General features: G+C 71.3%; 12 protein-coding genes. 5 read left to right on the top strand and 7 right to left on the bottom strand.

The features are described from left to right. Nucleotides 1-133: 133 nt before the first annotated feature. Complete coding sequence (locus D3P35_RS25135; RefSeq protein WP_118138682.1) at nt 134-832, bottom strand: response regulator transcription factor; 699 nt, start codon at nt 830-832, stop codon at nt 134-136. A gap of 303 nt (nt 833-1,135) precedes the next feature. On the opposite strand from D3P35_RS25135, the gene D3P35_RS25130 reads away from it, so the two are divergent. Both D3P35_RS25130 and D3P35_RS25125 read left to right on the top strand, forming a co-directional pair. Beyond that, nucleotides 1,136-2,740 carry a phosphoenolpyruvate carboxykinase gene (locus D3P35_RS25130; protein ID WP_118138681.1) on the top strand — a complete coding sequence of 535 codons (1,605 nt, stop codon included), beginning with the start codon at nt 1,136-1,138 and terminating at the stop codon, nt 2,738-2,740. A 125-nt stretch (nt 2,741-2,865) separates the two neighbouring features. Continuing rightward, nucleotides 2,866-3,384: a DUF421 domain-containing protein gene (locus D3P35_RS25125; protein WP_118138680.1), complete on the top strand. Its 519-nt coding sequence runs from the start codon at nt 2,866-2,868 to the stop codon at nt 3,382-3,384. Between the two features lie 186 nt (nt 3,385-3,570). On the opposite strand, the gene D3P35_RS25120 is transcribed toward D3P35_RS25125, so the two are convergent. Then, on the bottom strand, nt 3,571-4,338 hold the full coding sequence (locus D3P35_RS25120) for a sulfite exporter TauE/SafE family protein (protein WP_118138679.1): 768 nt from the start codon (nt 4,336-4,338) through the stop codon (nt 3,571-3,573). Between the two features lie 274 nt (nt 4,339-4,612). Between D3P35_RS25120 and D3P35_RS25115 the strand changes: the two genes are divergently transcribed. Then, the gene (locus D3P35_RS25115) at nt 4,613-6,304 is read left to right on the top strand and encodes an acyl-CoA dehydrogenase family protein (protein ID WP_118138678.1); all 1,692 of its coding nucleotides are present in this window, start codon (nt 4,613-4,615) and stop codon (nt 6,302-6,304) included. Between the two features lie 458 nt (nt 6,305-6,762). Continuing rightward, nucleotides 6,763-7,191, top strand: a complete 429-nt coding sequence (locus tag D3P35_RS25110) for an META domain-containing protein (protein ID WP_157982324.1) — start codon at nt 6,763-6,765, stop codon at nt 7,189-7,191. A gap of 272 nt (nt 7,192-7,463) precedes the next feature. Here D3P35_RS25110 and recO read toward each other — a convergent pair whose 3' ends face one another. From recO to D3P35_RS25090, 4 genes are all read right to left on the bottom strand, one after another. Further along, on the bottom strand, nt 7,464-8,195 hold the full coding sequence (gene recO / locus D3P35_RS25105) for a DNA repair protein RecO (RefSeq protein WP_118138676.1): 732 nt from the start codon (nt 8,193-8,195) through the stop codon (nt 7,464-7,466). A gap of 80 nt (nt 8,196-8,275) precedes the next feature. Beyond that, entirely contained in the window at nt 8,276-8,848 is a 573-nt protein-coding gene (locus D3P35_RS25100; RefSeq protein ID WP_198670796.1) for a cytochrome b, read from the bottom strand. An 11-nt stretch (nt 8,849-8,859) separates the two neighbouring features. Next, the gene (locus tag D3P35_RS25095) at nt 8,860-9,456 is read right to left on the bottom strand and encodes a YceI family protein (protein ID WP_157982323.1); all 597 of its coding nucleotides are present in this window, start codon (nt 9,454-9,456) and stop codon (nt 8,860-8,862) included. Between the two features lie 474 nt (nt 9,457-9,930). Then, nucleotides 9,931-10,806, bottom strand: coding sequence for a 3-hydroxybutyryl-CoA dehydrogenase (locus D3P35_RS25090; RefSeq protein ID WP_118138674.1), 876 nt, complete (start codon nt 10,804-10,806; stop codon nt 9,931-9,933). A 183-nt stretch (nt 10,807-10,989) separates the two neighbouring features. On the opposite strand from D3P35_RS25090, the gene D3P35_RS25085 reads away from it, so the two are divergent. After that, nucleotides 10,990-11,754 carry an NYN domain-containing protein gene (locus D3P35_RS25085; RefSeq protein WP_118138673.1) on the top strand — a complete coding sequence of 255 codons (765 nt, stop codon included), beginning with the start codon at nt 10,990-10,992 and terminating at the stop codon, nt 11,752-11,754. An 829-nt stretch (nt 11,755-12,583) separates the two neighbouring features. On the opposite strand, the gene D3P35_RS25080 is transcribed toward D3P35_RS25085, so the two are convergent. Then, nucleotides 12,584-13,287: electron transfer flavoprotein subunit alpha/FixB family protein (locus D3P35_RS25080; RefSeq protein ID WP_118138672.1), on the bottom strand; the 704-nt coding region annotated here is incomplete at its 5' end.

Below are 13,287 nucleotides of genomic sequence, written 5' to 3'. Positions count from 1 at the left end.
GCGCGGCGGCGCCCTCCGGGGGGCGGGCAGCCTCCGCCCGGGCCGCCGCGGCGGCCGGGCCGCTCCTCCGGGGGGTGCCGCGCTTGCGCTTGGGCGCAGCGTCCGGCCCGGGCGCGCTCTCCGACATCGCTGCTCAGGCCTCCCTGTAGCGATACCCCACGCCGTAGAGCGTCTCGATGGAGGCGAAGCTCTCGTCCGCGGCGCGCAGCTTCTTGCGCACGCGCTTGATGTGGCTGTCGATGGTGCGGTCGTCGACGTAGACCTCGTCGTGGTAGGCGGCCTGCATGAGCTGTTCGCGGGTCTTCACGAAGCCGGGGCGCTGGGCGAGGGCGTGCAGGATGAGGAACTCGGTGAGGGTGAGGTTCACCGGCACGCCGGCCCAGAACACCGCGTGGCGCAGCGGGTCCATGGTGAGGGCGCCGCGTTCGAGCACGGTCTCGGCCTCGGAGCGCTCGGCGGGGTCTTCCTGGGGCGTGCGGCGGCGGAGGACGGCGCGGATGCGCTCGATGAGCAGGCGCTGGGAGAAGGGCTTGCGGATGTAGTCGTCCGCGCCCATGCGCAGGCCGAGCATCTCGTCGATCTCGTCGTCCTTGGAGGTGAGGAAGATGACCGGCACCTCGCTCTTGCGGCGCAGGCGGCGGAGCACCTCCATCCCGTCCATGCGCGGCATCTTGATGTCGAGCACGGCGATGTCGGGCGGGCTGGCGGAGAGGGCGTGCAGGGCGGTGGCGCCGTCGGAATAGGTGCGGATCTCGAAGCCTTCGGACTCGAGCAGGATCGAGAGCGATGCCAGGATGTTCCTGTCGTCGTCGACCAGTGCGATCGCGGGCATTCCTTGCCCTCCCGTGTGGTCCCCGGACGGGGCGCCGGGGTGACATGACTAGGGTAACCAGTTGTAGAGACTTCGTTACGGGGGTCAACGCGCAACTGCCCGGGGGCCTGTGCCAATTTGATCCAGTGTTAATACTGGCCTTACAATTCCGCTATGTGGTACACCAGCCGGGTGTCCACGGCGTCGGGAATCGGTTTCCGACCCGCGCGGGGTGGCCTCCCCGTGGACGGACACGTTGTCTGGGGAGCACGGGACGGACCGCGACGCGGCCGGCCCGGTGAGACGCAAGGAGCACTAAGACTTATGGAAACCGGCATTGTAAATCCGGCCCGAACGCTGGATGCGACCGGCATTAGCGGTCTGTCAAAAATTCATTACAACCTGAATGAAGCCGGCCTCATGCAGGCCGCGGTGGCGCGTGGCGAAGGCGAGATCGGCAACGGCGGAACCTTCCTGTGTTCCACCGGCAAGCACACCGGGCGGTCCCCCAAGGACAAGTTCGTGGTGCAGGACCCCTCCGTGCTGGACCAGGTGTGGTGGGAGAACAATTCCCCGATGTCGCCGGAGCATTTCGCGACCCTGCATGCCGACATGCTCGAGCACATGAAGGGGCGTGAATACTTCGTCGAGGATCTCTACGGCGGCGCCGACCCGGAGTACCGGCTGAACGTGCGCCTGATCACCGAGCTGGCCTGGCACGGGCTGTTCATCCGCCACCTGCTGCGGCGCCCGGAGATCGCGGAGCTGGAGAGCTTCGTCGAGGATTTCACCATCATCAACTGCCCCAGCTTCAAGGCGGACCCCGCGCGGCACGGCTGCCGCAGCGAGACGGTGATCGCCATCTCCTTCGAGAAGAAGCTGGTGCTGATCGCCGACACCTCCTACGCGGGCGAGAACAAGAAGTCGGTGTTCTCGATCCTCAACTACCTGCTGCCCGAGAAGGGCGTGATGCCGATGCACTGCTCGGCCAACCACGCCAAGGACGACCCGGACGATGTCGCGGTGTTCTTCGGCCTGTCGGGCACCGGCAAGACCACGCTGTCGGCCGACCCCGGCCGGGTTCTGATCGGCGATGACGAGCACGGCTGGTCGGACAACGGCACCTTCAACTTCGAGGGCGGCTGCTACGCCAAGACCATCAGCCTCAACCCCGAGGCCGAGCCGGAGATCTACGCCACCACCACCAAGTTCGCGACCGTGATCGAGAACATGGTCTACGACCCCAACACCAAGGTGCTGGACTTCGAGGACGACAGCCTCACCGCCAACATGCGCTGCGCCTACCCGCTGCACTACATCTCCAACGCCTCGGAGACCTCGCTGGGCGGCATCCCGAAGAACATCATCATGCTCACCTGCGACGCCTACGGCGTGCTGCCGCCGATCGCGCGGCTCACCCCGGCGCAGGCGATGTACCACTTCCTCTCGGGCTTCACCTCCAAGGTGGCCGGCACCGAGAAGGGCGTGACCGAGCCGCAGCCCACCTTCTCCACCTGCTTCGGCGCGCCCTTCATGCCGCGCCGGCCGGAAGTGTACGGGGCGCTGCTGCGCGACAAGATCGCCGAGTTCGGCTCCGAGTGCTGGCTGGTGAACACCGGCTGGACCGGCGGCGCCTACGGCACCGGCTCGCGCATGCCCATCCGCGCCACCCGCGCGCTGCTCACCGCGGCGCTCGACGGCTCGCTGGGCAAGGCGGAGTTCCGGCGTGACCCGCATTTCGGCTTCGAGGTGCCGGTGGCGGTGCCGGGCGTGGACGCGACCCTGCTCGACCCCCGCGCCACCTGGGCCGACGGCGCTGCCTATGACGCGCAGGCTACCCGGCTGGTGGAGATGTTCGCCAAGAACTTCGACCAGTACGTGGCCCATGTCGGCGAAGACGTGATCGCGGCGGCCCCGAAGGCCGCCTGATCCGCCACGCGCGGCGAGACATGAAGGGGCGGCCCCGGCGGGCCGCCCCTTTTTGCCTGTGCCCGCCCGGCGCGGGGCAACCCGCGCGTCCGCACCGGCGTTGCCTTCGCAAGGGAGGTGCACGCATGCAATGGCAGGAAATGTTGTTTCAGGGCTGGAGCGGGATCCTGCGCACGGTCATCGTGGGCACGCTCGCCTATGTCTTCCTCGTGGTTTCGCTGCGGGTGTCGGGCAAGCGGACGCTCGCCAAGCTCAATGCCTTCGACCTCGTCATCACCGTCGCCTTCGGCTCCACCCTCGCCTCGATCCTGCTCAGCGAGGGGGTGGCGCTGGCCGAGGGGGTGACGGCGCTGGTGCTGCTCATCGGGCTGCAATACGCGGTGACCGCGCTCTCGGTGCGCTTCGGCGGCTTCGCGCGGGCGGTACGCTCGGAGCCCACGCTGCTGCTGCGCGACGGCGCGCCGCTGCCCGAGGCGATGCGGCGCGCGCGGGTCACCCGGGCCGAGCTCGACACCGTGCTGCGCACCGAGGGTCGCCGGCGCATGGAGGACGTGAACGCCGTGATCCTCGAATCCGACGGCTCCTTCTCGGTGATCGACGGCGCTACCGGCGGGCGCGGCCCGCACGCGGACGCGGGCACTTGAATCCCGCACGCGGACGCGGGCACTTGAAACCAGCACGCGGACGCGGGGACTTGAATCCAGCACGGCGGGGCGTGCACGTGCCGCCCGCACGCGGAGGCGGACGCCGGGAACCGGCAGGCGGAGGCGGGGTCTCGCACCGCACGCGGCTGCGGACGTCCGGAGGGGTGGACGCGGGGCAGGGCGCCCTCAGCCCGTCAGGCCGCGGCGCAGCAGGTTGAGCCCGGCGAGCAGCAGCACCAGCATGGTGAGGCGGCGGAAGCGCGCTTGCGGCAGGCGCGCCTGCAGCCGCAGTCCGGCCACCATGCCCAGCATCGCCGGCAGCACCAGGAGGGCGGAGAAGGGCGCCGTCTCTCGGTCGATCAGCCCGGAGCGCAGGTGGGCGAGGGCGAGCACCACCGAGCCGAGCAGGTAGGCGATGCCCTGCACGCGCACGGACTCGCGCTTGTCGGTGCCGCGGGCGAGCAGGTAGAGCACGATCGGCGGCCCCCAGACCGCCGCCAGCCCGCCCGAGATGCCCGCCACCAGCCCGACGCCCGCCGCCACGCGGCCGCTGTCGCCGGGGTCCGGCGGGGTCCAGCCGGAGAGCTGCAGCGCGCAGGCGCCGCTCACCACCGTGCCGAGCACGAGGAACAGCGCCCGGTCGGGGATGAGGGTGAGCGCCTGGGCGGCGGGCACGATGGTCACCAGCATCACCCCCACCAGCAGCGCGTGCCGGCGCAGGCTTCCCAGCGCCGCGCGCGGCCCCTGGTGCAGCGCCTGCCAGATGTTGGAGGCCAGCGCCGGCAGGATCAGCGCCGCCACGGCGAGCTGCGGCGGCAGCAGCATGCCCAGCCCCGACACCGCGATCATCGGCAGCGCGAAGCCCACCGCGCCCTTGATGAAGCCGGCCAGCAGCATCACGGCGAAGCTCAGGGCCAGCGGCGCCCAGCCCAGCGTGTCGAACAATGTGCCCATGCGGCGCCTCCCCTCCCGGCGGTGCCGGATCATCCCAGCCGGGCACGGGGAATGGAAGGGTAATAAAGTTCCCTGTCTGACGCAGTGCATGATGTTTTGTTGCGCAATGGTGTTGACCGGTTCCGTGCTATCGTTACCTTTGCTCGCGGTTGCGGCGCTGATTCCGCGTTGCACCCGCGGCCTCCGGCGCCCCGGCCGGAGCAAGGTCGCGTGGATTGCCCGATTGCTGCACCTCGATGCTGCCCTCGCCCTGCCGGTGAAAAGGAACGTTGCGATGACCGATGCCGCCCATGCCCTGCCCGAGAGCCCGCTGCTGCCGGAGCTGCTGAGCCTGTGTGCCGAGGCGGTGCCCGCCGCCACGGCCCTGCGCGATGCCGCCCGCGACAGCCTGCGCGCAAGGGTGGCGAGCGGGGCGCGCGTGTCCGGCAAGGCGCTGGAGGCCGACCAGTTCGCCGCCCATGCGCTGGCCTGGCTCTCGACCTATGCCGAGGCGCTCACCCAGATGCTGGCCTGGGCGCGCGGGCTGGAGGCGGAGGGGCGCTTCGGCGAGATGGAGGCGCTGCTGCTGCAGCTCGGCTTCGGCGAGTACCTCGCCCAGATGCAGGGCGGCATCCCGATGAGCCAGGGCGAGATCGCCCGGCCGCAGGACATCGGCCTCGGCGGTGCGGAGATCGACCGTTTCGCCACGCCCGCCGTGCTCGCCCTCGCGCGCGGCGGCAACACCGATGCCGCCCGGGCGCGGCTGGTGGCCCTGATGCTCGAGCAGGACGGCTCGGCCACCTTCGGCGCCACCGGGCTCGACGAGGAGTTCGAGATGGTGCGCGACCAGTTCCGCCGCTTCGCGAATGACCGGGTGGTGCCCTTCGCGCATGAGTGGCACCTGAAGGACGAGCTCATCCCCATGGCGATCCTCGAGGAAATGGGGGAGCTCGGCGTGTTCGGCCTCACCATCCCGGAGGAGTATGGCGGCTTCGGCATGGGCAAGACCGCGATGTGCGTGGTGTCGGAGGAGCTGTCGCGCGGTTATATCGGCGTGGGCAGTCTCGGCACGCGCTCCGAGATCGCGGCGGAGCTGATCCTGTGCGGCGGCACGGAAGAGCAGAAGCGCGAGTGGCTGCCGAAGATCGCCTCGGCCGAGATCCTGCCCACGGCCGTCTTCACCGAGCCCAACACCGGCTCCGACCTCGGCAGCCTGCGCACCCGCGCCGTGCGCGAGGGCGACGAGTATGTGGTGACCGGCAACAAGACCTGGATCACCCATGCCGCGCGGGCCGACGTTATGACCCTGCTGGTGCGCACCGACCCCGCGACCGACAACTACTCCGGCCTGTCGATGATGCTGGCGCCCAAGCCGCGCGGCACCGATGCCGAGCCCTTCCCGGCGCCCGGCATGTCGGGCGGCGAGATCGAGGTGCTGGGCTACCGGGGCATGAAGGAATACGAGCTCGGCTTCGACGGCTTTCGCGTGCCTGCGGCAAACCTGCTCGGCGGGGTGGAGGGGCAGGGCTTCAAGCAGCTCATGCAGACCTTCGAGAGTGCCCGCATCCAGACCGCGGCGCGGGCCATCGGCGTGGCGCAGTCGGCGATGGAGATCGGGCTGCGCTACGCGGTGGAGCGCAAGCAGTTCGGCCGCAGCCTGGTGAATTTCCCGCGGGTCTATTCCAAGCTCGCGATGATGGCGGTGGAGATCATGATCGCCCGCCAGCTCACCTATTTCTCCGCCCGCGAGAAGGACGAGGACCGGCGCTGCGACCTGGAGGCCGGCATGGCCAAGCTGCTCGGCGCCCGGGTGGCCTGGGCCTGCGCCGACAACGGGCTGCAGATCCACGGCGGCAACGGCTTCGCCTTGGAATACCCGATCTCGCGCGTGCTGTGCGACGCGCGCATCCTCAACATCTTCGAGGGCGCGGCCGAGATCCAGGCCCAGGTCATCGCCCGCCGCGTGCTGGAGCAGGGGGCAAACTGAAGGCGCCGGGCGCGCGGCCGCCCCGAAAGCGGCGCGCCGGAAGCCGCCTTGCGACGGAGCGCACCCGGCCGGCCCGGGAGGCGCGGGGTGCCGCGGGCCCGGGGATCGGGCGTGCCGGTGCCGAAAGGGGGCGCTTCCCCGGCACCGCGCCCGCGCTGCCGCTCGCGGAGCATTTGCCGCCTCTTCGCACGGGGGAGCCCGCGGGTCGGCCCGGGCCGACCTTGCGGGGCCGGTCCCGGCGGGCAGCGCGCCGGCTGCCGTGCCCTGCACGGGGGGCGCAGGCCGCGCGCCGGGCGTGCGGCCCGGAGCGCAGGGGACGTTCGCCTCCCGGGCGTCGCCGCCATGCTGCGCTGCGGTGTCGGAGCCCGGGGCGCCGGGTGGCGCACCGGCTGCGGGGCAGGGCTTGCCGCCGGGCTCGCGGCGGGGTAGCCATGTGGGTCTCTGAAGGGAGAAACCACATGCTTCGAAGCCTCGGCCTTGCCGGACTTGTTCTCGTTCTCGCCGCCTGCGACCCGCAGACCGCCACCACAGGCAGTGGCGTCACCTCCTCCTCGGCGCCCGCGAGCGTCACAGCCATCGGCGACACGCCCTGGCACCTGGTGCGCGTCGGAGACGAGGATGTCTCGCGCGACGAGGTGGTGCTGAGGATGGCCGGCGGCTTCATCTCCGGCCAGGGCCCGTGCAACGTGCTGAACGCCAACTACCTGGGCGACGCGCCGGAATTCCGCGTCGAGACCCTGGTGTCGACCAAGATGATGTGCGACCGGCTGGGCCTCGAGCAGCGGCTGATCGACGGGCTGATGAACGCGCGCAACGCGAGCGTCGCCAACCGCCGCCTGACCATCACCGGCGAGGATTCGCCCACGCTGGTCTTCGAGCCCGCCTGAGCCCGGGCGCCCTCCGGCGCGGGCTGCGGGCCCCCGCCGGATCCTGCGGAGCGCTGACGCGCGTTGTCCTTGCCTCGCGGCCCCGCGTGTCGGTGACACGCGGGGCCGCTCAGGTATTCGGGACCCCGTGTCCCGGCGCGGCCGAGCGGCCGACGGGCATCGTGCCTGGCCTCGTGCGGGGGGGCGCACCCGGTCACGCCCCCGGCGGGACAAGGGCCGACGAACTCCCCTCCCGCCCCGGGAGGGGATGAGGAGGGCCTCTCTCCCCGGTCTCACACCCGGGCGCGGCCGAGACGCGAGACCAGGCGCGCCCGGGCCTCGGGCAAGCCCCTGCGCTCCAGCGCCGGGGCGAGCCAGTGTTCGAGGAAATGGCCGGAAAGGGCGAGCGCGCGGGCGATCTCGCCGGGCGAGCCGTCGCCGTCGCCGTGCAGGAAGGCCGGCAGGGGCAGGAGCTTCGCCGCCCAGGGCTGGCCGGCCGCGGCCGCCGCCGTCACCGCGCGGCCGGAGCGGGGCGAGACGAAGGCGAGGCCCTCGGTGGCGCCGGTCAGGGCGCAGCGTTCGAGATCGAGCCCGAAGCCCATGTCGGCCAGCAGCGCGAGTTCCCAGAGCGCGTAGTGCAGCGGCCAGTCCGGGCCGGGCAGGGCGTCGAGCAGCTCGAGGGTGCGGGCATAGAGCGCGGGATGGGCCTCGCGCTCGGGCAGGGCCCAGGAAAGGAGCGCCGTGGTGGCCGAGAGCCCGGCCAGCGCATCGGCATCATGCATCACCTGCGCCGCGCGGGCCTGCATCGGCTCCACCCGGTAGGTGCCCAGGTGGTCCTCCGTGCGCGCCCGCCAGGTGACGGCGAGCTGTGCGCCGGGCTGCAGCACCGGCGCCATGCGCCGCCCGCCGCCGCCGGGCACCAGCCCGGCGTGGCGCCCGCGCGTCGCGGTGAACACCTCGATGATCGCGGCGCTTTCGCCATGCCGGCGCATGGCGACGAGAACGCCTTCGTCCTGCCACTCCATCGCCGAGGCTTAGACCGGATCCGGCGGCGCGGGAACCGCTTTCCTGCGCGCGGGGGCGAGGGCAGCGGAGGGGGCGGCGCTCAGCGCCCGATGATCATCCGGCGCAGCACCGTGTCACGCGAGATGAAATGGTGCTTCAACGCCCCGCCCACGTGCAGGGCCAGCACCACCAGCAGCACGTACCAGGCGATCTCGTGCACCTCCTTCAGCGTGGCCTCCAGGGCGCGGTCGCCGGGCTGGAACGGGTCGGGGAAGCTGAACAGGCCGAAGACCTTGTTCGGCACGCCCATGTCCTGCAGCGGCGAGGCGGAGACCATCAGCCAGCCCGAGAGCGGGATGATTGCCATCAGCGCGTAGAGCGCCCAGTGCGCGCCATGCGCGGCGAGGCGCTCCCAGAGAGGCATGCCCTCGGGCAGGGCGGGGGTGGTCCGGTTCACTCGGCGCCACAGGATGCGCACCAGCAGCAGCATGAAGGCCACGAAACCCCAGCTCTTGTGGAGCTGGTACCAGGGATAGGCGTCCATGCTGCCCGAGGGGAAGGCGTTGGTCATGTAGAGCCCGAGCCCGGACATGAACAGGATCACGGCGGCGATGGTCCAGTGCAGCAGGCGCGCGGGCCAGCCCCATCCGGTGCGTGTGTTCATCAGGCTCATGGCTGGCTCCTTCAGTCGGCTGGCGAAATCTCGAGATCGACGCGCACGGGGATCACGGCCGACACGGCCGGGGCGGCGAAGCTGAAGCCGAATTCGGTCCGGTCGACCTGGCCGGTCGCGGTGAACCCGTAGACCTCCTTGCCGTTCGAAAGCGGCGTCACGCCATGCGCGTTCAGCCGCACCTGGAAGGTGACCGGCCGGGTGACGTCGCGCAGGGTGAGGTTGCCGGTCATCTCCGCGGTCTCGGCGCTGGTGAGCACCACGCCGGTGGAGACGAAGGTGAACACCGGGTAGCTGGCCACGTCGAGCATCTCGGGGAAGTCCATCGTGTTGCGGTCGCGCAGCTCCGAGCCGGTGTAGAGGCTGGCGGCATCCACCGTCACGCGCACCCGGGTGGCCTCGATTTCCTTCGGGTCGAAGTCGATGGCGGCGTCGAAGGTGCGGAAGCGGCCGTGGAAGGCGGAAAAGCCGAGATGGCTCGCCTCGAAGGTGATGGCCGAATGGTCGGGATCGACCACGTAGGGCGCGGCCGGGGCCGCCGCGGGAAGCAGCGCGGCGAGGGCCAGGGCCAGTCCGGCGAACAGGTGGGTCGAGCGGCGCGCGTGCATGCATGTCTCCCGTGGCTGCGGGCCCGTGATGTCGGGAGAGTCATGCGGCATTTCGGCAGCCGGGACAATCCGGTGCCGGCTAAACTTACTGTTTCCACGCCGCGATGATGCGCCGGCGCCGCAGTTCGTCCGGGGCGCGGGTCGCGCGGGCGAACAGGCGCGCGACCGGCCCGCCGGGGCATGATGGCATGCAGGCATGACGGCATGCAGGGCGTGGCGCCCTGCCGCGAAGCGGGTCTCGGAGGGGCCGGCGATGTGCGGGGAGGACGGCGGATGCAGGCGCTTTCCCGGCGCGCGACGCCGACGGACCGGGGCGGCCGGCGCCGTGCCCGGGCCACGGTACGGCGAGCCGGGAGCGGCGCGGGCCTTGGGCTCAGGTGCGACGGATGGCGGCCAGGCGGCCGCCGGGGCCCCGGGCCCTCCGCGGCCCGTGCGCCTGCGGTGGCACTTCCCCCGGCCGCGGCCGGGCCGGTCTCAGCGGGTGGGAACCGGGGTCTCGCCGCGGTAGTCGTAGAAGCCGCGCTTGGTCTTGCGGCCCAGCCAGCCGGCCTCGACGTATTTCACCAGCAGCGGGCAGGGGCGGTACTTGGTGTCCGCCAGGCCTTCGTGCAGCACGTTCATGATGGCGAGGCAGGTGTCGAGCCCGATGAAATCGGCGAGCTCGAGCGGGCCCATCGGGTGGTTGGCGCCGAGCTTCAGCGAGGTGTCGATGCTGCGCACCGTGCCCACGCCCTCGTAGAGCGTGTAGATCGCCTCGTTGATCATCGGGATCAGGATGCGGTTGACGATGAAGGCGGGGAAATCCTCGGCCGAGGCGGAGGTCTTGCCCAGCTTCTCCACCACGGCGATGAGGGCGGTGTAGGTGGCCTCGTCGGTGGCGATGCCGCGGATCAGCTCGACGAGCTGCATCAGCGGCACGGGGTTCATGAAATGCACGCCCATGAAGCGCTCGGGCCGGTCGGTCACCGCGGCGAGCCGGGTGATCGAGATCGACGAGGTGTTGGAGGCGAGGATGGTGTGCTCGGCGAGATGCGGCACCAGCCCGCGGAAGATGTCGCATTTCAGCGCCTCGTTCTCGGTGGCGGCCTCGATCACGAGGTCGGCCTGGCCGAGCGAGGGCAGGTCCAGCGTCTTGGTGATGCGCGCCATGGCGGCGTCGCGGTCCTCGGCGGAGATCTTGTCGCGGGAGACCTGGCGGTCGAGGTTGGAGCGGATGCGCTCGATGGAGGCGTCGAGCGCCTTCTCCGAGATGTCGTTGAGCAGGACATCGTAGCCGGCGAGGGCGAAGACATGCGCGATGCCGTTCCCCATCTGCCCCGCCCCGATCACGCCTACCTTGCCGATGTCCATCGTCGCTCTCCTGACCTTGATAATCGCGCCGAACCATATGCCGCCGCTCTCCGCGGGTGCAACCGGTTTGTCGCGCGCGCGGGGCGGGAATGTGCAGTGCAGCACGGGGGGTGCCCGGCGGGCCGCGCCTTGCGCCCGGCCTGCGGGCGCCCCATGATGCCCGCCCCCGGAACGGAGAGACACATGCCAGCCGAAAACCCCCGCCTCGCGGTGCTCATCGACGCCGACAACACGCCTGCCGCCATCGTCGACGGGCTCTTCGACGAGATCGCCCGGCTGGGCGAGGCCAGCGTGCGGCGCATCTACGGCGATTTCGCCGGGCCGCACCTGAAGAAGTGGCAGGCGCCGCTGATGGCCCATGCCATCAACCCCACCCAGCAGTTCGCCTACACCAAGGGCAAGAACGCCTCCGACATCACCCTGGTGATCGAGGCGATGGACCTGATGCACGAGGGGCGGGTGGACGGGTTCTGCCTCGTCTCGAGCGACAGCGACTTCACCCGGCTGGCGAGCCGGATCCGCGAGCAGGGCATGGCGGTCTACGGCTTCGGGGCGCAGCGCACGCCGGAGGCCTTCGTGAAGGCCTGCACGCGGTTCATCTACATCGAGAACCTGGTGGAGCCGGTGGAGGAGGAGGCGCCCGCCCCCGCGAAGCCCGCCACCGGCCGGCGCCGCAAGACCGCGGCGGTGGACGAGGTGCCCCAGCCGATCCGCCTGCCGCCCAGCAAGGCGGTGCCGCTGTTCCACAAGGCGATGGGGCAGATGGAGGACGAGGACGGCTGGTACGACCTCTCGGCGCTGGGCAGCCAGCTCTCCAAGCTCTACCCCGATTTCGACCCCCGCACCTACGGCCAGGCGAAGCTCTCGACCCTGGTCTCGAAGACCGGCGCCTTCGAGGAGCGCAAGTCCGGCCGCCACATCGAGCTGCGCCGCAAGCCGCAGAAGTAGCGCGCCGGGGGGAGGGCCTCCTCATCCCCTCCCGGGGCGGGAGGGGAGTTCGTCGGCCCTGGTCCCGCCGGTGGCGGGACCGCCTGCGGTGGTGATGTTTCGGTGCGGGGAGGCCGGGGTGGCAAGCCGGGCCGTGGCCTGACGGAGCGTTGCCGTGCCTTGCGCGCCGGGTGAGGGCAGGGGGGCGTCCCGCGCCATCGGACTGCGGCCGGGTCGGACGTCACGGCATCGGCGGGGCCGGCGGTCACGGCCTCGAAGGCTCGGGCCGGCCCCGTGGGCGGTGAACCTGAATCGGGGTGGGGCCGCGAGGTGGGTTGCCGCGGCAGGCTTCGCGACCTGCGCCGGCGTATCGCGACCCTGGCCGGGGCGGGCGCTCCCGGGTGTCCGGTTCGGCGGGCTGATGCGCCCCGTGTGCCCGCTGCGAAGGGCTTCCGCGCCGTGCCCTCACCCGGCCCACCTGCGGGAAGGCGAGGCGGTCAGCGCCGGGGCGTGGCGGGCAAGACTCCGCAGATGCGCTCGCGAGACGGGACAGAGGCGCGTCTCTCACGGCCGCCCGGGATCGAGGGCAGAGGCGCGCCCGATGCACGGCGAGCGCGCCGCCAGGCATGGCGAACCGAAGTCCCTCCCGAAGTCCCGCGCAGATCCGCGCGGGCGCGATACTCCGATGCGCGCCATGCGGGGGGGGCGGCCAGTCCACCGCCTTGCCGACCCCCTGAAACCTGAGGGGCCCCCCGTGTCATCGACACGGGGGGCCCCGAGGCAAAGGGAATGCGCGTCAGCGCACCGCCGGATCCGGAGGAGGCCCGGGGGCCGCCGCCGGGGCGGGGCGTCAGCCGAGGGCCTTTTCGAGCTCCGGGACGGCGGTGAACAGGTCGGCCACCAGCCCGTAGTCGGCGATCTGGAAGATCGGGGCTTCCTCGTCCTTGTTGATCGCCACGATCACCTTGCTGTCCTTCATGCCGGCGAGGTGCTGGATGGCGCCGGAGATGCCCACGGCGATGTAGAGCTCGGGTGCCACGACCTTGCCGGTCTGGCCCACCTGCCAGTCGTTCGGGGCGTAGCCGGAGTCGACCGCGGCGCGGGAGGCGCCCACGGCGGCGCCGAGCTTGTCGGCCACCTTCTCGATGATGGCGAAGTTCTCGGCCGAGCCGATGCCGCGCCCGCCGGAGACCACGATCTTCGCCGAGGTGAGCTCGGGCCGGTCGGAGGCCTGCACCTTGTCCTCGACCCACTCGGAGAGGGCCGGGTCCGCGGCGGCGGAGGCTGCCTCCACCGGGGCGGAGCCGCCGGCCGGGGCCGCGTCGAAGGTCGCGGTGCGGATCGTCATCACCTTGGTGGCGTCGGCGCTCTTCACCGTCTGGATGGCGTTGCCGGCGTAGATCGGACGCTCGAAGGTCTCGGCGTCGACGACACCGGTCACGTCGGTGATCACCATCACGTCGAGCAGGGCGGCGACGCGCGGCGCCACGTTCTTGCCCGAGACGGTCGACGGCAGCACGATGTGCCCGAACCCGCCGGCGAGCGAGACCACGA

The sequence above is a fragment of the Oceanicella sp. SM1341 genome (assembly GCF_003448965.1).
Taxonomy (GTDB): Bacteria; Pseudomonadota; Alphaproteobacteria; order Rhodobacterales; family Rhodobacteraceae; genus Paroceanicella.
Note: the sequence above shows the minus strand (reverse complement) of the source record. Positions and strands in the feature narration are given on the sequence as shown.